General features: G+C 67.9%; 14 protein-coding genes. 9 read left to right on the forward strand and 5 right to left on the reverse strand.

Annotation, left to right across the window (positions count from 1 at the left end):
• The 9 genes from EZM81_RS16910 to EZM81_RS16955 all read left to right on the forward strand — a co-directional run.
• The coding region (locus tag EZM81_RS16910) for a phage tail tape measure C-terminal domain-containing protein (RefSeq protein WP_136646556.1) at positions 1-1,811 on the forward strand (1,811 nt) is incomplete at its 5' end.
• Positions 1,811-2,437, forward strand: a complete 627-nt coding sequence (locus tag EZM81_RS16915) for a DUF2460 domain-containing protein (RefSeq protein WP_136646557.1) — start codon at positions 1,811-1,813, stop codon at positions 2,435-2,437. The genes EZM81_RS16910 and EZM81_RS16915, both read left to right, overlap by 1 nt.
• Before the next feature lie 112 nt (positions 2,438-2,549).
• The gene (locus EZM81_RS18590; RefSeq protein WP_248298264.1) at positions 2,550-3,056 is read left to right on the forward strand and encodes a hypothetical protein; all 507 of its coding nucleotides are present in this window, start codon (positions 2,550-2,552) and stop codon (positions 3,054-3,056) included.
• Between the two features lie 30 nt (positions 3,057-3,086).
• Positions 3,087-3,764 carry a lysozyme gene (locus tag EZM81_RS16925; protein WP_136646558.1) on the forward strand — a complete coding sequence of 226 codons (678 nt, stop codon included), beginning with the start codon at positions 3,087-3,089 and terminating at the stop codon, positions 3,762-3,764.
• A 3-nt stretch (positions 3,765-3,767) separates the two neighbouring features.
• Complete coding sequence (locus EZM81_RS16930; protein WP_136646559.1) at positions 3,768-3,998, forward strand: hypothetical protein; 231 nt, start codon at positions 3,768-3,770, stop codon at positions 3,996-3,998.
• Between the two features lie 84 nt (positions 3,999-4,082).
• Positions 4,083-4,967 (forward strand): DUF2163 domain-containing protein, encoded by an 885-nt coding sequence (locus EZM81_RS16940; RefSeq protein ID WP_136646561.1) that lies wholly within the window; start codon positions 4,083-4,085, stop codon positions 4,965-4,967.
• Positions 4,964-5,410 carry an NlpC/P60 family protein gene (locus EZM81_RS16945; protein WP_169052403.1) on the forward strand — a complete coding sequence of 149 codons (447 nt, stop codon included), beginning with the start codon at positions 4,964-4,966 and terminating at the stop codon, positions 5,408-5,410. The genes EZM81_RS16940 and EZM81_RS16945 overlap by 4 nt, the downstream gene beginning before the upstream one ends.
• A 9-nt stretch (positions 5,411-5,419) precedes the next feature.
• Complete coding sequence (locus EZM81_RS16950; RefSeq protein WP_136646562.1) at positions 5,420-9,502, forward strand: glycoside hydrolase/phage tail family protein; 4,083 nt, start codon at positions 5,420-5,422, stop codon at positions 9,500-9,502.
• A gap of 32 nt (positions 9,503-9,534) precedes the next feature.
• Complete coding sequence (locus EZM81_RS16955) at positions 9,535-11,442, forward strand: DUF2793 domain-containing protein (protein WP_136646563.1); 1,908 nt, start codon at positions 9,535-9,537, stop codon at positions 11,440-11,442.
• Positions 11,443-11,446: 4 nt separating this feature from the next.
• On the opposite strand, the gene EZM81_RS16960 is transcribed toward EZM81_RS16955, so the two are convergent.
• From EZM81_RS16960 to EZM81_RS16980, 5 genes are all read right to left on the reverse strand, one after another.
• The gene (locus tag EZM81_RS16960; protein ID WP_136646564.1) at positions 11,447-12,460 is read right to left on the reverse strand and encodes a DUF4236 domain-containing protein; all 1,014 of its coding nucleotides are present in this window, start codon (positions 12,458-12,460) and stop codon (positions 11,447-11,449) included.
• Between the two features lie 4 nt (positions 12,461-12,464).
• Entirely contained in the window at positions 12,465-15,758 is a 3,294-nt protein-coding gene (locus tag EZM81_RS16965; protein ID WP_136646565.1) for a DUF499 domain-containing protein, read from the reverse strand.
• 11 nt (positions 15,759-15,769) lie between these two features.
• Positions 15,770-18,688, reverse strand: coding sequence for a DUF1156 domain-containing protein (locus EZM81_RS16970; RefSeq protein WP_136646566.1), 2,919 nt, complete (start codon positions 18,686-18,688; stop codon positions 15,770-15,772).
• Entirely contained in the window at positions 18,685-19,080 is a 396-nt protein-coding gene (locus tag EZM81_RS16975; protein ID WP_136646567.1) for a hypothetical protein, read from the reverse strand. The genes EZM81_RS16970 and EZM81_RS16975 overlap by 4 nt, the downstream gene beginning before the upstream one ends.
• Positions 19,081-19,093: 13 nt before the next feature.
• On the reverse strand, positions 19,094-21,068 hold a 1,975-nt coding region (locus tag EZM81_RS16980; RefSeq protein ID WP_136646568.1), incomplete at its 5' end, for a protein NO VEIN domain-containing protein.

The following is a 21,068-nucleotide window of genomic DNA, read 5'->3' on the forward strand; positions in this document are numbered from 1 at the left end:
CGGTCAGCGCGGCGGATGCGGCGCAGATCGAGCGGACAGGTGATGCCATCGCGCGGCTCAGCCTGATCTGGACCGGCCTTGTGAACCGGCTGACCGTGGCCGTCGCCCCGGCACTGGAGGGTGTCGCGACCAAGCTCGCCGAGATGGCGCGCGCGACCGGCCCCATCGGGCAGGCGATCACAGCGCTATTCGACAACCTCGGGCGGCTGGCCACCTACGCTGCGACCCTTGCAGCGGTCATGGCCGGGCGCTGGATCGCCGGGATGGCGGCTGCAGCCCTGTCGGTGCGCGGCCTTGCCACCGCACTCGTGTTCCTGCGCGGGGCGCTGATCCGGACCGGCATCGGGGCACTGATCGTCGGCGCGGGGGAACTGGTCTATCAGTTCTCGCAACTTGTGACCCGTGTCGGCGGCGTGGGTGAAGCGTTCCGCCTGCTTGGCGATCTGGCCAAGGAAGTCTGGTCTCGCATCGGTCTGTCGCTGGATGCGGCCCTCGCGCGGATGGCGGCCGGATGGGAGGGGCTGAAAGCGGCCGGTCTCTCGGCGCTGGAAGGCACCATCACAGGCGTCGTCAGCTTCGGCGACCGGACAGCCGCGATCTTCCAGGGAGCCTACGACGCCGCCGTGGCGATTTGGGGCAGTCTGCCGGGTGCCATCGGCGACTTCGCCTTCCAGGCCGCGAACGGGCTGATCTCGGGCGTCGAGGCGATGCTGAACGGCGTTGTCACCCGCATCAACAGCTTCATCGAGACGCTGAACGCGGCCCTTGCGCTGCTGCCGGAATGGGCCACCGGCGAAGAAGGCGTGCGGATCGGCATCCTCGATCCTGTGGAACTGGGCCGCATCGGCAATCCCTTCGAAGGCGCGGCAACGGCCGCAGGTGCTGCGGCGGCAGATGCCTTTTCTGCAGCGCTGGCACGCACCTACCTCGAGCCGCCCGACCTCGGGCTCGGTGTCATGGCTGACGATGCCCGCGCCCGGGCTGACGGCTATCGCGAAGCGGCAGGCATGCTGGCCGATGCCGCCGGTCGGCCGCTGGCCAGCTGGCAGGCGCTGAAGGATGCGGTGACCGGCACGGGGACAGAGGCCGAGACCGCACTCGCGGATGCTGCCGCCTCGGCCGATGCCCTGGCGGCCGGGCTGAACGACACCGCCACCGCCGCCGATGGCGCGGGCGGCGCTGCGCGCAACGCCGGGGCTGCTGTGGCAGAAGGCGCGGACACGGCCCTGACCGGCTGGCAGGCCGTCACGGCGGCGCTCGCCGACTATGCCGCCAAGGCGCGCGACATCGGCGGCGATATCGGCAGCGCGCTGGTCGGGGCTTTCCAGAGCGCCGAGAACGCCATCGGCGACTTCGTGAAGACGGGCAAGCTCGACTTCCGCGATCTGGTCACGTCGATGATCGCCGACCTCGCGAAGCTCGCCGCCCGCCGTTTCATCCTCGGCCCCATCGCCAACGCCCTCTCCGGCGCGCTGGGCGGCGCGGGTGGCATCTTTGCGAACATCCTGCATGCGGGCGGGATGGTCGGCGCCCCTGGTCCGGGCCGGATGGTCCCGGCGCTGGCCTTCGCCAATGCCCCGCGCATGCACACCGGCGGTTGGGCCGGGCTGCGCCCGGACGAGGTGCCCGCGATCCTGCAACGCGGGGAACGGGTGCTCTCGCGCCGGGAGGCGGCAGGTTTCGGCCAGTCGGACGCGTCCACCGTCAATGTCACGATCAACGCCCGCGACGCCGAGAGCTTTCGGCAATCCCGCACGCAGGTCGCCAGCGACATCGCCCGCGCCGTGTCGCTGGGCCGGAGGGGGATGTGATGGCCTTCCATGAAGTCCGTTTCCCCGATGCGATCAGCCGCGGGGCGCGGGGCGGCCCGGAGCGGCGCACCCAGATCGTCGAACTGGCGAGCGGGGCCGAGGAGCGCAACGCCAGCTGGTCCAATTCGCGCCGCCGCTACGACGTCGCCTATGGCATCCGCCGCACCGACGATCTGGCCGCCGTCGTGGCCTTCTTCGAGGCCCGCAACGGGCGCCTCCACGGCTTCCGCTTCAAGGACTGGGCCGACCACAAATCCTGCCTGCCCTCGGGCACGCCCTCGCCGCTCGACCAGCCGCTCGGCACCGGCGATGGCGTCCGCACGACGTTCGCGCTCCTGAAGCGCTACGCTTCCGGTGCGCAGTCCTGGACTCGCACCATCACCAAGCCCGTCGCGGGAACCGTCCGCGTCGCGCTGGGCGGAACCGAACAGCTCTCGGGCTGGTCGGTCGACATCACCACCGGCCTCGTCACCTTCGGTTCGGCCCCTGGCGCAGGCGTCCCCGTCACCGCGGGCTTCGAGTTCGACGTGCCGGTCCGCTTCGACACCGACACGCTCGACTTGACGCTCGACCTCGAGCGCCTCGGCTCCATCGCCTCCATCCCGCTTCTCGAGATTCGCAGATGAACGACAGCGGCGTTCGCGGGGCTTACGCGGCGCCACCGGCGCCACGGTCCCCGCTCACCATCCTCGGCGTGCTGCGCGCCCGATACCTCCCAATCCTCGAAGTGCGAACGGCATGAACGATACCGGCAGCTTCATTCTCGGGGTGCTCCGCGATGTCCTGACGTCCGCCGCGGTCATCCTTGCCGCCTGGGGCGCGCTCGGCGGGGCGACCAACGCGCTGACTACGCGGATGCGCCTGCGCGACGCGATCCGGCACATCCTGCTCGGCGGGATCATCGCGGCCGGGATGGGCAGCCTCTCCATGGCCGTCGTCGCCCGCTGGCTCGACCTGCCGTCCGAGACGGTGGCGGCGGGCGGGGCAGCGGGTTCGGCCGCCTATCTCGTCGGCGTCTTCGGCCCGGCCTTCATCGAGGTCGCGCTCGCGCGCCTGCGGGGGACGGGGCCGAGACGGTGGACGCGGAAATTCTGGCCGATCCGCGCTCGCGCGCCTGCGGGGGACGGGGGACAAGGACGATGCCTGAGCTCCTGCGCCTCGCGCGCCTCATTCGCTGCGACAGCCCAAGCCCCGGGCGCCAGTTTGCCCACCGCCTTCGCGTCGGCCTCGTCGTCGCGGGGCTGATCCTCCTCCTCTCGCTCCTGAGGTGACCCCATGCAGACCAGCCCCCGCGGCCTCGTGGCGCTCGTGCGTCACGAGGGCATCGTGCCTGCACCCTATCGCGACGCCGCGGGCGTCTGGACCTGGGGCATCGGCCATGCCGAGACCTCGGGCCTTGCGCCCAATCCCCGGCTTCTACCGCGCGGCATGCCGCCCGACTGGCGCGCCGTCCTGCCCGAGACCTTTTGCCTCTTCCGCGCCCGGCTCGCGCCCTACGAGGCGGGCGTTCGGCAGGCGATGACGGTGCCGCTCAAGCAGCACGAGTGGGACGCGCTCGTGAGCCTGTGCTTCAACATCGGCCCTCAGGCGTTCGCGCGCTCGAGCGTGGTCCGCCACCTGAATGCGGGCAACCGGCCGGCGGCGGCGGATGCCTTCCGCGCCTGGAACCGGGCCGGCGGCCGTATGGTCGAGGGGCTTGTCCGCCGCCGGGCCGAGGAACGCGCGCTGTTTCTGACCGGCGGCTATCCGTCCGGGCCGATCCCCGTCTACAGCGCCGATGCCGAGGGCCGCCTCGGCGGTGTGATCGCGCGGCTGAGCGAAGCCGAGGTTCTGGCCGTGCTCGACCGCGCGGGCGGCCGCTCGCACGATCCCGCGCTACCCCCTGCATCCCCCGCACCCGGCTGGCGCGACCGGCTGGTTGCACTCTTCGCCAACCTCACCCGGAGGGCCTGACCCATGCGCTACATCCGTCCCCGATCTCTGACCTGGTGGGCCGGTCTCATGGCCGTTGCCACTGGCACCGCCACCATGGCGCTGCCCGAGACCGGGCCGCTCGCCGAGATCGCCCGGCTGGTCACGCTGCTCTCGGGCTCCGGCGACGCATCGCCCGCCGCGCTGATCGCCCTCGGCCTCGGCCTGATCGGTCTGCGCGACCGGCTCGAGCGCGGGTTCCACGGCCGTGATTGAGTTCCTGATCGGCATGGTCCTAGGCGGGATCATCGGCGTCATGGTCGTCGCGCTCTGCGTGGCAGCGTCGCGGGGGGATGGGGCATGAAGAGCCTTCCTCCGGCGATGCAGGCGCATCTCATTGAGGGCACCACGACGCTGGTCTGGTGCTGGCGGATCACGCGCGCCGATGGCGTCGCCTTCGGCTTCACCGATCACGACCGGACGCTGAGCTTCGAAGGGACCGACTTCGAGCCCGAGAGCGGCTTCACCGCCTCCGAGGTGCGGGCAGGCTCGGACCTGTCGGTCGATGCGCAGGACGCCGAGGGCGTGCTGTCCTCGGATCGCATCACCGAGACCGACATCCTCGACGGCCGCTGGGACAATGCCGAAGTCGAGCTCTGGCGGGCGAACTGGGCCGATCCCGGCCAGCGCGTGCTGCTGCGCCGGGGCGCCATCGGGCAGGTCCGGCGCGGGCGGGTGGCCTTTGTCGCCGAGGTGCGCAGCCTCGCCCATGTGCTGGGCCAGACCGTCGGACGGACCTTCCAGGCGGGCTGCGACGCCGCGCTGGGCGACGGCCGCTGCGGCGTGAACCTCGAGGCGGCGGCGTTCCGGGGCGCGGGCGCGGTCACCGACCTGCTGCGCGACCGGGCCTTCACGGCCTCGGGCCTGTCAGCCTTCGCGGCAGGCTGGTTCGCGCATGGCACGGTCGAATGGGCCTCCGGCGCCAATGCGGGACGGCGGGCCGAGGTGCTGGCCCATGATCTGGTCGACGGGCTTGCGATCCTGACGCTGCTGGAGCCGCCTGTGCGTGCCATTGGCGAGGGCGACAGCTTCATCGCCCTCGCGGGCTGCGACAAGCGGCTGGCCACCTGCAGCGCGAAGTTCGGGAACGTCGCGAGTTTCCGGGGCTTCCCGCATATCCCGGGCCAGGACACCATCCTGCGCTACGCCTCGCGCGATGGCGGCCACGACGGGTCTGTGCTGTGACAGCGCCGCGCGCTGCCGCCGATCCGGCGCTTGTCATCACCATTGCCCGCGCCTGGCTGGGCACACCCTACCACGACCAGGCGAGCCTGAAGGGCGTCGGCTGCGACTGCCTCGGGCTCGCGCGGGGCGTCTGGCGCGAGGTGGTCGGTCCCGAGCCGTTCCCGATCCCGCCCTACAGCCGGGACTGGGGCGAGATCGGGCCGCGCGAGGTGCTGGCCGAGGGCGCGCGGGGCATGATGATCGAGGTGGCGCCCACCGACACCCCGCCTGGCGCGCTGATCCTCTTCCGCATGATGCCCCGCGCCATCGCCAAGCATGTCGGGATCCTCACCGGGCCCGACACCTTCCTCCACGCCTATGAGCGGCTCGGCGTGATCGAGCAGGCGCTGACACCCACCTGGCGGCGGCGCATCGCCTTCGCCTTCCTGTTCCCGCAACGTTGAGACCCACACATGGCCACCCTCGTACTCGGCGTCGTCGGCTCCAGCATCGGCATGGGCTTCGGTGGCGCGATCCTCGGTCTCTCCGGTGCGGCCATCGGCGGGCTGATCGGCTCGACCGTGGGCTCGGTCATCGACAGCTGGGTCATCTCCTCGCTCGCCCCCACCCAGAGGATCGAGGGCGCGCGGCTGGAGAGCCTGCGCATCACCTCCTCGACCGAGGGCGCCGTGATCCCGCGGCTCTACGGGCGCATGCGGATCGGCGGCAACATCGTCTGGGCCACGGATTTCCGCGAGGAGACCCGGACCACGACCCAGCGCGGTGGGGGCAAGGGCGGTGGCGGCGGCAAGGTCCGGACGACGGAGTATTTCTACTATGCGTCGTTCGCCGTGGCGCTCTGCGAGGGCCCGATCACCGGCATCGGCCGTATCTGGGCCGACGGCAAACCGCTCGACATGAGCGGCATCACGATGCGCTGGTACCCCGGCGACGAGGCGCAGGCGCCGGACCCGTTCATCGCGGCGAAGATGGGCGCGGCCAATACGCCCGCCTATCGTGGCACGGCCTATGTCGTGTTCGAGGACCTGCCGCTTGGCGATTTCGGGAACCGGATCCCGCAGCTCTCCTTCGAGGTCTTCCGGCCGCTCGCCGATCCCGACACCGCCGAGGGGCTGACCCGCGCGGTCACCATGATCCCGGCCTCGGGCGAGTTCACCTATGCCACGCAGGCGATCCGCAAGACCACGGGCGGCGCCTTCGGCGGCACAAGCGGCGGCACGACCACCGCCGAGAACCTGAACGCGCTCCCCGACACTGCGGACATCGTGGTGGCGCTCGATCGGCTGCAAGCCATGGCGCCTGCGGTCGAGAGCGTCAGCCTCGTCGTCGCCTGGTTCGGCACCGACCTGCGGGCGGGCAACTGCCAGATCAGGCCCGGCGTCGAGGTGGCGGCGAAAGCCACGAGCCCCCGCGTCTGGTCGGTGAACGGCGTGGGTCGCGCTGCCGCCCATCTGGTCAGCCGGGGTCGCCTGCCGAACGCCACTGGTTCGAGTGAGGCAGGCGACGAGGACCGCCCTGTCTATGGCGGCACGCCTGCGGATTTCGCGGTGGTGCAGGCGATCCAGGAGATGAAGGCGCGCGGGCTGCGCGTCACCTTCTATCCGTTCATCCTGATGGACGTGCCGCCCGGCAACAGCCTGCCCAACCCCTACAGCGACAACGCCGCCGAGGCGGGCCAGCCCGTATTCCCTTGGCGCGGGCGGATCACCTGTTCTCCGGCAGCGGGCTTCGCGGGCACGGTCGACAAGACCGCCACTGCCGCCACGCAGGTTGCGAGCTTCTTCGGAGCCGCGACGCCGGCCAACTTCTCGGTCTCGGGCGAGACGGTCAGCTGGACTGGCCCGGCCGGTGACTGGGGTCTGCGCCGGATGATCCTGCACTACGCCCATCTCTGCGCCGCTGCCGGGGGCGTCGATGCCTTCCTGATCGGCTCGGAGATGCGCGGGCTGACGACGATCCGCTCGGGCGCCAGCAGCTATCCGGCTGTGCAGGCGTTCCGCGATCTCGCCGCGGCCGTACGCTCCATCCTCGGGCCGGGCACGAAGATCAGCTACGCCGCCGACTGGTCGGAATACTTCGGCCACCAGCCGGGCGATGGCAGCAATGACGTGTTCTTCCATCTCGACCCGCTCTGGGCGGACGCCAACACCGACTTCATCGGCATCGACAACTACATGCCGCTGTCGGACTGGCGCGACGGGTTCGACCATCTCGACGCACAGGCCGGCTGGCCCGCGATCCATGACCGAGGATACCTGCAGGCCAACATCGCCGGCGGCGAGGGCTTCGACTGGTTCTATGCTTCGGAGGCTGACCGCTCGGCGCAGATCCGGACACCCATTTCGGACGGCAGCGCAGGCAAGCCTTGGGTCTTCCGCTACAAGGATCTTCGCGCCTGGTGGTCCGAGCCCCACTTCAACCGTCCCAGCGGGGTGGAGAGCGGGATGCCCACTGCGTGGGTGCCGCAATCGAAGCCCGTCTGGTTCACGGAACTCGGCTGTCCCGCCATCGACCGGGGCACGAACCAGCCCAACGTCTTCTTCGACCCGAAGTCCTCCGAGAGTTTCACGCCCTGGTTCTCCCGCGGCTGGCGCGACGACGCGATCCAGCGCGCCTATCTCGAGGCGACCTATCTCTGGTGGGGCGAGGCCGCGAACAACCCCCTGTCCTCCATCTACGGCGGCCGGATGGTGCACGTCCCCGAATGCGCCGCCTGGACCTGGGACGCGCGGCCCTATCCGTTCTTCCCAGCACTCGAAGGTGTCTGGACGGACGGCCCGAACTGGCGGCTCGGTCACTGGCAGACGGGCAGGCTGGGCGCGGTGTCGCTGGCCGCCCTCGTGCGCCACCTCTGCCTGCGCGCCGGGCTGGCGGAAAGCCTGATCGACGTCTCTGGCCTCTGGGGTGCTGTCGAGGGCTATGTGATCGGGGCGCTGGAAAGCCCCCGCGCGTCGATTTCCACGCTGGCCCGCCACTTCGGGTTCGACGCCATCGAAACGGAGGGCGCGATCCGCTTCGTCATGCGTGGGCGGGCATCCAGCCTGACGCTCACGGTGGATGATCTGGTCGCCAGCCGGGAAGGCGAGGCTTTCGAACTGACGAGAGGTCAGGAGACCGAACTGCCCCAGGCCCTGAAGTGGCAGGTCGCCCGGGCCGACGAGGATTACGACGCCGCACAGGTCGAGGCGCAGCGGATCACGGNCCGGGCCGACGAGGATTACGACGCCGCACAGGTCGAGGCGCAGCGGATCACGGTGTCGGCGAGCCGTATCGCTTCCGAGGCCTTCCCGATGGCCGTCGCGCCCGAGGAGGCCGAGCGCCGCTGCCGCCGCGCGCTGATGGAAGCCTGGATCGGCCGCGAGACCGCGAGCTTCCGCCTGCCGCCCTCGCGCCTCGCGCTCGATCCGGCCGATGTGATCCGGCTTGTGCACGACGGGCGCAGCCTCGACTTCCGGCTCCTGTCCACCGCCGATGCCGAGGCGAGGGGCATCGAGGCGATCCGCCAGGACCGTGCCGCCTACGATCTGCCGCCGGGCGATCCACGTCCCGCCTCGCTTGCGCGCCCGCTGGTGCTGGTGGCGCCGGACGTCGCCTTCCTCGACCTGCCGCAGCTGACCGAGGACCAACCCGCGCACCGGCCCTTCCTCGCCGCCCATGCGCGGCCATGGCCGGGCGAGCTCGCAGTCTTTCGCAGCCCCGGCAGCGACGGGTTCGAGCTTCTGACCACCGTGCCCGCCCGGGCGCGGATGGGGGTGCTGGCCTTCGACCTCTGGCCGGGCCCGGTCTCGCGCTTCGATCTCGGCAATGCCCTGACGCTCGATCTGTTCACCGGCTCGCTGGAGAGCGTCATCGACCTGACGCTGTTCGGCGGGGCCAATGCGCTGGCCGTCGAGAGTGCGCCCGGCGTCTGGGAGATCGTCCAGGCGGGCGCGGCCGAGCTGATCGCACCGGGTCGCTATCGGCTGACCCGCCTCCTGCGCGGCCAGCGCGGCACGGAAGGCGCCATGGGCAATCCGGCTCCCGCCGAGGCGCGCGTCGTTGTCCTCGACAGCACGCTCGCACCTCTGCCCATCGCGCTGGGGGACATCGGCCTGCCGTGGAACTGGCGCGTGGGCCCGGCCACGCGGCCGCCCTCCGACGAAACCTATGTCGCGCAAGCCTTCACGCCCGCAGGTGCCGGGCTGCGCCCTTTCTCCCCGGTCCATGTCGAACAGCCTTGGCGGCAGGCCCGCAGCCCCGGCGACCTGACGATCCGCTGGACCCGCCGCTCCCGCGCGCTCGAGGCCGATGCCTGGGAACAGGTCGAGGTGCCGCTGGGCGAGGAACTCGAGGCTTACGAGGTCGAGATCCGCGACGGCGCAAGCGTGAAGCGGGTGCTGACCAGCGGCACGACCTCCGTTCTCTACACCGCCGCCCAGCAGACCGCCGACTGGGGCGCGCTGCTCGGCCCCGGCGACACGCTCGCGCTCCGCATCTTCCAGCTCTCGGCTCGCCTTGGGCGCGGCGCACCGGCCAGCGTCACGCTGCAGTTCTGATCCCCGGCATCGGGAACCCCACAGGATCGACCATGTCCGACACGACCACCCATCTCGGCCTGCCGTATCTCATGGCCGCGCAGGCGCAGAAGCATGTCACCCACAACGAGGCGCTGCGCCTGCTCGACGCCATGGTGCAGCTGGCCGTGCTGGACCGCACCCGCACCGCGCCGCCCGCCAGCCCCGCCGATGGCGACCGGCATCTCGTCGCCAGTGGCTCGACCGGCCTCTGGGCGGGCTGGGATCTGAACGTGGCCTTCCATGTCGACGGCGCGTGGATTCGGCTTGTCCCGCGCCCCGGCTGGCTGGTCTGGGTCGCCGATGAGGGCGCCTTCTTCGTCTGGTCCGGCTCCAGCTGGGCCAGCGTTGGCGAGCCGCGCGATGTGCCCGACAGCGTCTTCAGCCTGGTGAACGACGCCGATCCGACCAGGAAGGCCGTGTTCTCGCTGGCCTCGATCTCGACCGGCCAGATCCGGACCTACACGCTGCCCAACACCTCCTCGGAGCTGGCGATCCTTGCGGGCACGCAGACCTTCTCGGGCAACAAGACCTTCTCCGGCACGCTGACCGCCTCCGGGGGGACGGCGACCATCGGCACCTCCACCGGCACGGCCACCTATGGCGTCGGGACCGGGGCGACCACCAACGGCACCACCAAGACCGTGAACCTCGGCACCGGCGGTGCGTCCGGGTCGAACACCGTGGTCAACATCGGCTCGGCCACCGCTGGCGCGGGCGGGACCACCGTGATCAACACGCCCACCGTGACCTTCGCCAACAGCGTCACACAGGTCGCCATGCCCCAGGCGAACCTGACGGCCCAGCAGTTGGGCCTCGGCTGGGCCACCGCCGACGCCTTCAACCGCTTCTCGATCAACACGCCCGCGATGCTGTTCAACCACGCCGGCAACGGGATCGAGGCGACCTTCAACAAGAACGCCCCCGGCGACGACGCGGCCTTCGCCTTCAAGACCGGCTTCTCGGCGCGGGCGCTGATCGGCCTCCTCGGCAACGACGACTTCGGCTTCAAGGTCAGCCCGGACGGCTCGGCCTTCTTCGACGCCATCCGCATCGACCGCGCCAGCGGCCGGGTGGAACTCCCCGAGCCCATGGTCCTGCCCGGCCGCGCCACCCCGCCCGATCCGCCGCCGGCGGGCCGCATCCATCTCTACGCCCGCGACCGGGCGGGGTCGGCCTGGCTCGAAGTCATGCGCCCCTCGGGGCGGCTCTTTCCGCTGCAGCCGCATTTCGGGGTGAACCGGATAGCCACATGGGCTCCCTCGACCAGCACCACCGTCAACGCCAATGGCATGCCGCGGACCGCTGTCGGAACGACTTCAACCCCTACACTGGCCACGACCAACCTCTCCACCTCCATGCGCCGCTGGCGGATGACCAGCGCGGCCACGGTAGATGCCGCGGCCGAGGAACGCTCGGCCGGCTGGGTCTGCTGGCGCGGCAATGCCGAGGGTCTCGGCGGCTTCACTTATGTGAACCGGCTGTCGCTGACGACGCTGCAGCCCACCGGCATGGGGTTCTTCGGGCTGATGGGCTCCACCGCCGCGCTGGCCACCACGCTGCTCCTGAGCGCGGTCGTCAACGCCATCGGCATCGGCTTCCAGCGCGGCACCCACGCGAATTGGCAGATCGTCCACAACTCCGGCTCTGGCGCGCCCACGCTGGTCAACCTGGGCGCGAGCTTCCCAGTCGATGCCCCGACGAATGTCCTGACGCTCTTCCTCTACGCCGCCCCCAACGCGACTTCCGTCTGGGTCCGGGTCGTCGAGGAAGTCTCCGGCGCCGTCGCCGAGGTCGAGATCACCGCCAACCTCCCCGCCGCCACCCAGCTCCTGAGCCCCCGCAACTACATGAACACCGGCAGCACCGCGGCTGCGGTCGCCTACGACTGCTCCGGCGTCTACGTCGAAACGGATTACTGAGGCCTCACGAGAACCCCAGACGTTCGCGCACGTCCTCGAACCCCGGATCCTCGGCATAGACCCTTTCCAGCTCGCGCCGGGCCTGCGTCCTGCGGCCCACCTGGTCATAAAGCACCGCGCGCTCGTAGCGCAGCTGGCGCAGGAGGGTGTCGGCACGGTCCTTGCGGCGGCGCAGCGCGAGCGTGAGCACGTCGATCGCGGCGTCATGCAGCCCGAGCCGGGCAAGCGCGCGGCCCCGGTAGAGCAGGAGTGCCGTTTCTACCGGCGTCTCGTTCGCTATCCCGGCAGTCAGGGCGACGACCCGTTCCAGCTGCCCGCGGTCCGCGTCGCCCTCGAGGGTCAGTTCCTCGAAGGACAGCAGCACAACCGGATCAGCCGGCTCGATAACCAGCAGCTGCTCGACATGGCGCAGCGCGGCTGCGCGGTCCCCGGTGAGCTGCGCGATCTCCACCAGCGCAAGCAGCGTGCCGCGCTCGCAGGGGCGGGCATGGGCATCGACCTCGGGCGTTACCGGAAAGGTCAACTGCGCGGCAACCCCGTATTTCTCCAGAAGGCCCCCAAGCCGGTCGAGCCCACCCAGCGCGGCCTCCAGATGACGCCGCGCGGGCGCGAATTCCTCTCGCCGGAGCCGCAGCATGCCCGCCATCCAGGCCGCATCGGGCAGGCTGGCGGCCTTCTCGAACTCCTGAAGCGCGGCCCCCTCGTCGCCCGCATTCAGCGCCTTCAGCCCGTCGACCAGCGCGCGCTCATCCGCAGGCGTGAACAGCCGCTGGAAAAACCCGAGAATCAGCCGGTCGCGCGGGGCGACCCTCGGCGCATTGGCGGCTGACGGGCGGCGTGGCTCGTGCACGGTGTAGAAGAGGCCCGTCCCCGGCAAACCGGCCGTGACCCGGTTGCCGCGCGGGCTGACGGTGTATTTCGCGCCGCGCGGGCCGAAGGACAGCGACGCCGTCGATTTGGACAGGTTCAGCGTGACCCCGGGAGCAATCCGGATGCGGCGCCAGAAGCGGAAGGACATCCTTTCACTTCACCAACTTGTCGACGAACCCGAGTGTGGTTGCGTTCTCCACCAAGGTCCGCACTTTCGCTCGGTCGAGACCACCAGGCACCTCCGCATCGATCTCGAGCTTGATAGAGACATCGGCACCCTGCAGCGTCGTCAGCTGCTCGATGATGGCTTCGACGATCTGGTGTATATCGCGTGCTGGTCTCTCGGGCGAAATCATCACTGTCCCATGGAAACGAGTGGGCCGCTGCTCAGGCGGGGTGCCAAGAGGCGTCCCTGGAGCGGGCGGAGTTGGTGCACCTGGCCCGGGGGTAATGGCAGGTGCGGGACCAGTCGCCTGCGCGGCCGCTGTTTGCTTCTGCCGGTGCTGTTCCGCCACCTCCGGCTTGATTATGACAGACTCACTGTCGATGACGACTTGCGTGCTCGACGCGCCGGAAATTGCGAGGCCGACATAGGCTCCTTTCGACTCGTCCCAACGCTCTGCGTAAGCAAATGGGCCCGGAAGCATGCCGCTAACCGCCGCGTGCACCGCCTTTGAAAGAACAGATCTGTTCTTGACCCGGGGGAGGTACGTGTACCGGTTCAGATACTCCCACAAATCCTTGAGATGCAGGTGCGGCTTGCCGTTCCAGATGTATTTCTCGAGCTGACGATTCAGGTTATCCGGGCCAAGCTCGGGCCAAATTCCCTGATCGCTGACCAGTTTCTTGCTGGCGCGAGCGAGTAGCCCGTCCTGCGCCGGAACCTTGGCTGACATCCACTCCACGTCGGATTGGGCGCTCTCCTGAACCGGGTAGATCAGATAGCACCAGGCTTCCTTCATCCGCGTTTTCAGCGTCTCGCTTGCCTCTTTAAGCTTGGCTTCGGCGAGAGCGCTGTCGCTCTGCGTCAGGTTGAGACGTTTCGTCTCCCGAACGATCTCGGCCCATGCCAGAGCCGCACGCTGGGCCGCCTTCAGATTGTCCAGCTGCCGCTGTTCGGCGGCAAGGAAAACCAGCATGTTGCGGTAAACGCGAGGCGTGCTGCCGCGCTGCATCATGATGTCCTTGGCTTCCGCCAGAGCCTCTGATCCGTCCCGACCGGTGTGAGGATGCGCCACGCCGAGAACCACCGCGCGGACACCGCCGGGCTCGTCGGGGATATCGGCCGAGCTGCCAGGGGCGACCTGAACGGTGTCGAAGTGGCCGCGATCCGCAACGCCGTTGATGTAGCTGCCGAGCGCCTTGTCGATCTCATGAAGGACCAGCGCTTCCTCGAATTGCGCGGCGCGGTCGGCGGCCAGTCTGTTGAGGCTGGCGGACATCGAGTACCAGTACCGGCCAAGGTCGCTGTGCATGAACTTGGCCTGGTTCGCGAGGCGGCGCAGGGCGTCGCCAAAGATCGCCGGACGTTCGCCGGGTTGGACGACGCCAAGGTTGATCTGCTTGTCGTCGAGCCCTTTGTTCTCCTGACCATGCGTCGGGGCCGTTCCCATGAACACTGCGCGCGCAACGCGGCGCGTCGCCGAGTACCGGTTCAGGTTGGGGGCTGACTGATCGATCTTGTACGGCGTCGAGGTCACGCCATCGACGTCACCCGCGATGATCGATTGCCAGCTGGAGTCGAGGTAGTGCAGCAGCTCGGGCTCGACGCGCGCCGAGCTGATTGCAACGCTGCCGGGCATGATCATCACCGAGGGATCGTTGCCCATCCACAGTTCGTGGATCACCTGTGCCATCAGGCGCAGCACGCCCCGTGTGCGTTGGAATTTCTCGAGCGAGCCCCAGCTGGTATAGAGCTGGTCGAACAGCTCTGGATGGATCGGATAGGCCTTCTCCAGCTTCCGCCGATAATCCTCATCGGAGCAGCCGTTCGGGAAGTCGTTCGCATTCTCCCGGTAGAGCTTGGCGAACTGCTTCAGCGTGTTGTCGCGGTGATGGAACTTGTCGCCGGGGATCTCCTTGAACAGGCGGCGACGGACAATCTCGTAACTTTCCTCCTGGCTGGCAGGGCGCCACGACGACTCCACGCGGCTGAAGGTCTGCTTCAGACGCGCCAGCGCTTCCTGACCGCCTTCGCCGCCAACCTCGATCTGCGAGGCGGGCAGCGAGGCCACCAGCAGCACGCCAGGGCTGGCCTTCACGGCCTCGGTCAGGGACTGCACGAAGGACAGGTTCGCGTCGAACGAACCGGACGGCAGCCCCTCGACCTTGTAGATCTGGCGCAGGTAGGCGACCCATTCGTCGATGAGGATCAGCGCGGGCGAATACTTCTTGAACAGCGCCTCCAGCAGGTTCGATCCCGGCGCGATCCCGCGCTCGTCGTTCTCGGCCAGCATGTCGAACGCCTCTGCGCCGCCCAGCTGCCACGCCAGTTCGCCCCAGGTCGTGCGGATCTTCCGGCCGCCCTCGAGCGAGATCACGTCCTGCGGCCCGCGCGAGGTGCCCACCAGCACCGCGCGGTTGATCTTGCCCGGCACCGTCGACCCGCTCCGCGACAGAAGCTGGTCGAGCCCCGGCAGATCCTCCACCGGCGTGCCGCTCACCATGTGGTAGAGCGCCAGCATCGAGTGCGTTTTGCCGCCGCCGAAGTTCGTCTGCAGCTCGACGACCGGATCACCGCCGCCGCCGCCCAGCCGCTTCGCCGCGCCGATCAGCAGGGCGCTCAGACCGTCCGTCAGATAGGTCCGGGCGAAGAACTCGCGCGGATTGCGGTACTCGGACGGCGCGCTGCCGTTATGCACCTTGGCGAGGTCGGCCGCGAACTCTGCCTGCTGGAACTCTCCGGTCGCCACGTCCTGGTGCGGCTCGACCACCTCGCGCCACGGCAGGAGCCCGCCCACCGTCTCGACCGAGATGTCCAGCCGCGCTGTCTTCCGCCGCTCCTCGTTCCGCTGCAGCTCGGTGAACTTTGTGCGCAGGATCGTGTCGCGCATCCTGCCCAGTTCGGCCGCGACCTCGCCGGCGCTGATCGCCTCCATCAGCCGCCGCATGCTGTCGAGCGCGCGCTCGGCGTCGTCATAGGTGAAGGTGCCGTTGTGCGAGAGCTTGTTGCGCACCTCGACCAGCTCGTTGACGATCGAACGCTCGGCACGGCCCAGGACCTGCTTGAACGCATCCATCCAGAACCGGTCCATCGCGTTCAACAGAGCCGCCTGATCCCAGCCGATCCGGCCCTGTGGATCAGGGCGCAGGGACAGCTTCTCGGCCACCTGCACCTGCCAATGGCCCGTGAGCGAGCTTTCCAGCCGCTTCTCGACGAAGGGGATCAGCGCCTCGGGCAGAAGCTCCATGCCCTCGAACACATGCTGACGGGTAGATTTGGCCATCGAGGGAATCCTTACAGTTCGAATCGTGCTTGCCGGTTCCGCCCCTCCAGCGAAACCGTGGCGGCCATCTGGCTCAGCTCGGACCAGTCGGCGATCAAGGCGTTGTAGACCGTGGCCTCGGACGCCTCGCGCCGCTTGTTGGCGGCGATGTCGTAGAGACAGTAGGCCAGATCCTTCACCGCCTCGGCCTGGGGCCCGAAGCGCTTCAGCAGCGCCGCGGTGTCGTGCGACAGGCCCGTCCGCTCGTGCAGGCGCACGAGGTGCTGCAGGCATTCCCAGACGGTCAGATGCGCGTCCTCCTCGGGCGCCCAGTCGGGGTCGAGCTCGTCGCGCTTCAGCAGCCGCACTTTGCCGGCAGCACTTTCGACGATCCCGGCATGCTTCACGCTGTCGACCGAGATGCCGCGGGCGCGGGCGAGGTTGTCGGCCACGCCATAGTCGCCCTTGCCCATGCCGTTCTGCTCGAACCAGGTGATGGCAAAACGGGTGTCGGCGTCGAACTCGCCCTGGATGCCGCCGAGATATTCGTCGAGCTCGGCGTTGATCAGCTGCAGCGCGGTCTTGACCGTCATCGCGCTGTCGTCGGCCTCCAGCACCGCCTTGTAGCGCGAGAAGACGCCCATGCCGGGGCCGATCGCCGATTGCGGCATGTCGGCCGGGGCGATGTTGGCGGCCTGAAGCTCGGCGATGGCCGGGGGCAGTTCGCGCTTGAGCGCGCGGATGAACTCGGCGCGGGTTATGACCTCGGCCGAGGCTTCCTTCTTGCGGCAGACGAGGACGACAGAATTGGCGAGGGCGTTGGTGCCCACGGAAATCATACGGCCAGGCTTCTCCGTCCGCATCGGCCAAGTTCCCAGAACCGCGAACCCCGCGTCGATAATCGCTTGGACAAAAGTCGCCCATCCCGTTGACATAACCCCTTCTTCGTCAATCTCGCTTTGCTTGAAAGCGTAATAAATTGCAGTGGGAAACGAAGGGTCGCTTTGCTCAGCCATATTTCGAACCGCAAGTTTCATGCCATCGAGGAAGAACGCCTCCGCTTTGTCCTTACCCCCATGACGATATGGGGTGGCAACTAGCTCCTCCGTCTTTGGGACTGCTAGAGTTGCCATGAGGTTCGGGTAGGCCTCCTTAAGGTGTCGTCGAAGCCAAACGAAGAAATAATCTGAGAGATCGGCATAACCAATGTTATCGTAATATGGTGGATCCGAAGAAACGACAGATAGGCCCGGGTAACGAACTGTTTGGGCATCTCCCTGTTGCACCCCCCCGAATGCAGCGGGAATGATTCCGCCAAGCGACTTGTAGACCCATTCAACGCAAGCATCGGTCCAGTTTCCGTTGCTTGAACTGAATGGGTTCAGCTCCACGTAATCCCAAACCATAGGCAACGCCTGCCGAGCGAACGTGCTGCGGGATGCTTCAACCGAGTTACGCCAACTGACTTGAGCACTCCAGGCATCTGCTGCGCGATCCGCAGCAAACGCCAGATACACGCTCACTGCCTCGGCGTAGGCCTTGGCGCCGGTGCCGCCGTCGCGCAGGGGGGTGGGGTCGGGGGAGAGGCCGGCGGCAAGCGCGTCCTTCTCGATCTCTGCCCGCGCCTCGTGCACCAGATCGCTGAACGTGTTCAGTGCCACCAGCTGCCGGTCGGTGAACAGATCGCCGAAGGTTTCCATGCCGTAGTTCGGCGTCTTGAAGTCGCGCGGATTGTCGGGAAGCCGCGCCTCCGGCTTCCATGCCGGCTTGGCCGACAAAGCGATCCGAGCGTGGTCTTCCAACGTCTCCACGTATGCCCTGCCACGGCTGCCCTCGGCGACGATGGCGATGAGCGTCTGGTCCATTCGACCAGACTTTCCCGCCTTGCGGATATGATCATAGGGAATCGCCGCATCTGACATAAGGCACCGAAAAGCTTGGCGTTTTCCCGCTGTCGTGCCAAGCGCGGCCTGAGCGATTTCCGCCTTCGTCCCGCCGCGGCGGATGCAGTAGCGGATGGTCCTGGCCTGCCGGTCCACCAGCGGCTGGATCCACACCTCCTGTCCCTTCTTGGAGCTGAGGAGGAAACTCGAAACCAACGGCACTTGCACATCCGCAAACGCCGGGTCCGGGCTCGGCACCGTCCGCGCCCAGATCCAGGCGATCACTGTCGCCTTGCCGCCGCCGTACTCCTTCGGCAGGTCAACCTGCGGATAGAGATGCCCGATGCGCTCCCACGCCTTCTCGCGCATCCATTCGCCATAGTATTTCACGTCCTCGGCCAGCCCTTCGGCATTGCGGTAGAACGACCGCTCCTTGATGCCGGGGTGGATGGGGGGCATGTCCTTGAACTTCGGCGGGATCTCGATCATCGCCTTGCCGATCATCACCGCCACCGGGTTCAGGTCGGACCCATAGGCGGGCAGGCCCAGCCGCTGCGCCTCGAGCGGGATCGACCCGCCGCCCGAGAACGGGTCATAGACCGGGGGCAGCACGCCGCCGCAGCTGCGCCGGATCTCGGCCCGCGCGCGTTCGAGCACCTCCTCGTTGGTCGAGTTCTCCCACTTCACCAGCTCCTCGATGATGGCGAAGAGCCGCTTGCGCTCGATCTCGACCGCCACATCCTCCAGCGTCGGCTCCGGCGCGTTCGCCGCCGCCCCCTGCGCCGAGGCCTTGCTCTTCTCCCAAGCCGCCACCCGCGCGGGCAGCTCCGCCTCCGCCCGCGCGCGCAAGCCGGGATCGGCCATCAGCTCGTCCACCCGCGACGAGGGATCGTCCACCAGCTGCGCGAACAGCACCGCCCGACACGCCGCCAACGGCCGCCGCGCCCACCACAGGTGCAGGGTCGAGGGATGCCCATGCCGGATCGACTTCTCCCGCGCCGAGGCCGCGTTGATCGCTTCCAGCGGAATGGCGACTTCAATGAGTTTCTTCTTGTAGGTTTGGGTCATGCTTGCTCACCGAGAAATGTCGTCCGGCCGGACGCTGTTAGGACGAATACCAGCTCATTGCCGAGCATCTGGGCGGTGACCAGACCTTGGTCCAAAAGTGTCTTTATCAACCCCTTGTCTGGAAAGCGGCGTTGACCATCAGCGAGGTCAAAGACGGCGGGAAAGCTGTGTTCCGGTAGCGCTTCCGGGGAGTGCAGGGCGAGTTCGAGATAGAATGGCACCGCGGCGAACTTGCGGGCCATATCTCCTCGTTCAGGCTTCGGGTTTGTTCGCCACGACGCTGCGTCATGCGGGAAACGGACGCTGGTCGTCTTGGTCAGTGGCTTGCTTGCCCCTGGATACCGTTCAGCGATGATCTGTTCTGCGCGCTCGGTTCGCAGTGCAATTCTCATGAAATCAATCCTCTCATCGCGGAACCTCCGCCCGCGCGAGCAGGCTCTTGATGCTGAACTGAATGGCGTTGTGCTCGAAGGGCGGCTCGCGTGTGTCGAGTGCGCCGCGGACATAGCGCGGCTCGCGGGCGAAGCCGTTCTCGACGTGGACGATCGCCAGGATGAACTTGTCGGGCTCGTGGAGCGAGGTGATGACCTCCTGCCGGGTGATCATCACCGTATCGGCGCCATCGATCCGGCCCTTGACCTCGATGAAGCGCAGATGGTCAGCCTTGGGGTCGTAGGAGGCGATGTCGTAGCCGACCTTCTGAGCGGAGACGTCGGTGGGTGCATTCCCCAACGCGCGCTCGACGGCCATGACCGCGTCCATCGCCGCGATCTCGATCTTGCGCCGGGCGACCGGATCCTCTGAGAAGCCGTTCGCGGTCGCCGCGCGTTCGTCCGCTGGCGCGCGCGAAATCAGCAGGCCGCGCGGAATGACGACCATGCCTCCGCGCACGCGGGGCGGCTGCGCCGAGATGAAGCGTTCCTGGTCGAGCGCCTCCAGCCGGCGTTTCAGGCGCTCGGCCAGTTCTTCGGCCCGCCGCTGGGCGTTCTGCCAGTTGAGGCGGGTCTTCTTGCCGGCGCGTTCTTCCTCCTTCAACTCGAAGGCGCGCGCGTCCCAGTAGTTGATCTCCTTCTTGAGCCGCGCCTTCACCTCCTGCTCGACCTTGTCGATCTCGGGGATGCGGCGCGCCTTGACCTCTGCGACGTGCTTCTGGGCAAGTTCGACGGTGGCGAAGCGGACGGCGGTCTTTTCGAGGTCCGTGCGCAGCCAGTCGGCCTGCAGCAGATCCTCGACGCGCGCGATCTCTTCGGGGCGCGCCGGGCGCAGGTTCAGGTGGGGTGCGATGCCGGCGTTGGTCGCGGCGCCGTTCCGGTCGATTGCGGCGAACTGGAGACGCTCTGAGACGATGTGAGGCTTGCCCGTCGCCGTGGGGCGACCGTCCTGAACGCTGTGCTCGAGCAGGAACAGCGCCGCAATCTCCTCGCCCGGATCGGTGTCATCGACCAGGATCGCCCCGCGTTTCATGAGGTGGTCGTACTGTTCACGTACAAGGCTGATCACGGCCTCGAGCAGCGGGTGGCCCGGGCAGACAAAGGCCGCGACAGGCTGCTGGTTGATCTTGCTCTTCTCGAAGCAGATCCGCTCATACTTCTTCTGGATCGGTGCGCCGCTGCCGATCTGGCGATCGCGCTCGCGGATGCTGAGCGGTACATGCGTGATTTCCCAACGCCCTTCCTCGCGGCGCTTGATCTGGCCACCGATGTGCTTGAACGCCTCGACAAAGAAGCTCTGGATGTGATGGGGCTGGAGACGCTGCGCCTCGGCCCGTTCCATCTCGATCCGCAACTCATGCACGCGGGTCGCAGGCATCGTGTCGTTGGTCAGCTGTCGGCGCTGAAGCAGATCCAGGAGATGCTGTTGATCAACTGCGCCATCGACCGCCTGGAACAGCTTGGCCTTCACGTCTTCCTGCTCGCCATACTGGATAGCCTGCACGAGCAGATCGCGCAGCGCCGTTCCCTCGAACAGTTCACCCAGGACGTCGTAGACGCGACCACCCAAGGCCTCCCGCGCCGCTTCGAGCTTCTCAAGGAGGCGCGCATATACCTCGCCTTCACGGGTATCAGCGGCGACGAGGTTCCAGAGGTGGCAGACCTCGGTCTGGCCGATCCGGTGAATGCGGCCGAACCGTTGCTCGATCTTGTTCGGGTTCCACGGCAGGTCGTAGTTGACCATAAGATGGCCGCGCTGAAGATTTACGCCTTCTCCTGCAGCATCGTTCGCGATCAGGACCAGCATGTCCCGATCCTGCATGAAACGCTCGACAACCTTGCGACGCTCCTCCCGCGTGACGCCGCCATGGATGACCTCGACGGCGTCCGGTTTCCCGAGCCGTGAACGAATCTTCTTTTGTGGATGCCGCTCGGTTTGCAAGGAATTT

The organism is Tabrizicola sp. YIM 78059 (assembly GCF_004959785.1).
GTDB lineage: Bacteria > Pseudomonadota > Alphaproteobacteria > Rhodobacterales > Rhodobacteraceae > Tabrizicola > Tabrizicola caldifontis.

Excerpts from the sequence above, each read along its gene's own strand:
- EZM81_RS16915 (WP_136646557.1), top strand. The coding sequence starts at position 1,811 with ATGGCCTTCCATGAAGTCCGTTTCCCCGATGCGATCAGCCGCGGGGCG.
- EZM81_RS18590 (WP_248298264.1), top strand. The coding sequence starts at position 2,550 with ATGAACGATACCGGCAGCTTCATTCTCGGGGTGCTCCGCGATGTCCTG.
- EZM81_RS16925 (WP_136646558.1), top strand. The coding sequence starts at position 3,087 with ATGCAGACCAGCCCCCGCGGCCTCGTGGCGCTCGTGCGTCACGAGGGC.
- EZM81_RS16930 (WP_136646559.1), top strand. The coding sequence starts at position 3,768 with ATGCGCTACATCCGTCCCCGATCTCTGACCTGGTGGGCCGGTCTCATG.
- EZM81_RS16940 (WP_136646561.1), top strand. The coding sequence starts at position 4,083 with ATGAAGAGCCTTCCTCCGGCGATGCAGGCGCATCTCATTGAGGGCACC.
- EZM81_RS16955 (WP_136646563.1), top strand. The coding sequence starts at position 9,535 with ATGTCCGACACGACCACCCATCTCGGCCTGCCGTATCTCATGGCCGCG.
- EZM81_RS16960 (WP_136646564.1), bottom strand. The coding sequence starts at position 12,460 with ATGTCCTTCCGCTTCTGGCGCCGCATCCGGATTGCTCCCGGGGTCACG.
- EZM81_RS16965 (WP_136646565.1), bottom strand. The coding sequence starts at position 15,758 with ATGGCCAAATCTACCCGTCAGCATGTGTTCGAGGGCATGGAGCTTCTG.
- EZM81_RS16970 (WP_136646566.1), bottom strand. The coding sequence starts at position 18,688 with ATGACCCAAACCTACAAGAAGAAACTCATTGAAGTCGCCATTCCGCTG.
- EZM81_RS16975 (WP_136646567.1), bottom strand. The coding sequence starts at position 19,080 with ATGAGAATTGCACTGCGAACCGAGCGCGCAGAACAGATCATCGCTGAA.